1 protein-coding gene and 1 pseudogene are annotated in these 1,305 nt (G+C 52.5%); one reads left to right on the top strand and one right to left on the bottom strand.

The features are described from left to right. A pseudogene (locus ACTHUE_RS19235) lies at positions 1–447 on the top strand (chromosome segregation protein SMC); the annotation flags it as partial. A 93-nt stretch (positions 448–540) separates the two neighbouring features. On the opposite strand, the gene ACTHUE_RS19230 reads toward ACTHUE_RS19235, so the two are convergent. After that, positions 541–1,050: a cold-shock protein gene (locus tag ACTHUE_RS19230; protein ID WP_440361140.1), complete on the bottom strand. Its 510-nt coding sequence runs from the start codon at positions 1,048–1,050 to the stop codon at positions 541–543. Positions 1,051–1,305 lie beyond the last annotated feature (255 nt).

The raw sequence follows: 1,305 nt of genomic DNA, 5'->3' as shown, positions 1-1,305 counted from the left end.
GTCAACGGCAAAGTCCAAACCTTCTTCCCGACCCTGTTCGGCGGCGGCGAAGCCACCCTCAAGATGATAGGCGACGACCTCCTGACCGCCGGCGTGTCCATCATGGCGCGCCCGCCCGGCAAGAAAAACAGCACTATCCACCTCCTCTCCGGCGGCGAAAAAGCCCTCACCGCCATGAGCCTCGTGTTCGCCCTGTTCAGCCTCAACCCCGCCCCCTTCTGCCTTCTGGACGAAGTCGACGCCCCGCTGGACGACGCCAACACCTCGCGTTTCTGCAACCTGGTCAAAGAAATGTCGGCGCAAACCCAGTTCCTCTACATCTCCCACAACCGCCTGACCATGGAAATGGCAGAACAACTCGTCGGCGTAACCATGCAGGAAAAAGGCGTATCGCGTGTTGTGGCTGTGGACATCAAACAAGCGTTGGAAATGGCTGAGCCGAATTGAGGTAGGAACAAAGGCCGTCTGAAAGAATGAGGAAGAAATCTATAATTTCATCTTCCCATTTTTTCAGACGGCCTTTTTATATTGGATACAGCGTTATTGTTTTGAAGTATTATCTTTGGCGCGTTGAGGCTGTCCCGAGCGTTGGTTGTTGCCGTTGACGGCATCGCGCCATGCTTTGCGTTCGGCTTCGATTTTGGCGGCTACTTCGTGAACCATGGTTTCTTGTTTTTTGACGGCCGGTTCTTCCGGTGTGTTGTCGGAAAAGTGGAGTCCATACCACAAGGCGGCGAAAATGCTGCAGACGAAGATAACGGCAATCAGGCCGATGATGGCCTGTTTGCCGGCGAGGGGTTTTTCGGGGGGAGGGACGAGGACGTCAAAGCAGTCGGCGCAATCGAGGGCGAAGCAGACGTTTTCGGCTTCTTTGCGGCCGCGTCGGCCTTCTGTGATGTTGAAGGAGATGTGTTGCCCTTCGGCCGGAAGGCGGGTAAGGGTGGTAAAGGCGGCAAGTGCAAGAAAGATTTCTTGGTCTGTGTCTTCTATGGTAGCGGCTCCGAAGCCGCGCTTGCTGTTCCAGCGAGTAATCGTTCCGTAATAGCGCATAATATATGTGGGATATTATTGTAGGTAACAATTTTTCCTTGGACTGATTTTAAATCAAAAAGTTTAGTTATTGTCTTAAATTTACACTAGATTTGTCTTGTTGGAAGCAGGCAGGCCGTCTGAAGGATTTCAGACGGCCTGTATGGTTTATGCCTATTTATTAAGCACTTTTTGGAAGGTGTCGATCAGGTGTTGCGCAATGGCACGGCTGCCGAATTGTTGCAGGCAATCTTGGCGCAAACGGACGGGATCGTA

The organism is Neisseria sp. P0021.S005 (assembly GCF_051956955.1).
Note: the sequence above shows the minus strand (reverse complement) of the source record. Positions and strands in the feature narration are given on the sequence as shown.

Bases quoted from the DNA above. Each gene is read 5' to 3' on its own strand.
- ACTHUE_RS19230 (WP_440361140.1), bottom strand. From the start codon at position 1,050: ATGCGCTATTACGGAACGATTACTCGCTGGAACAGCAAGCGCGGCTTC.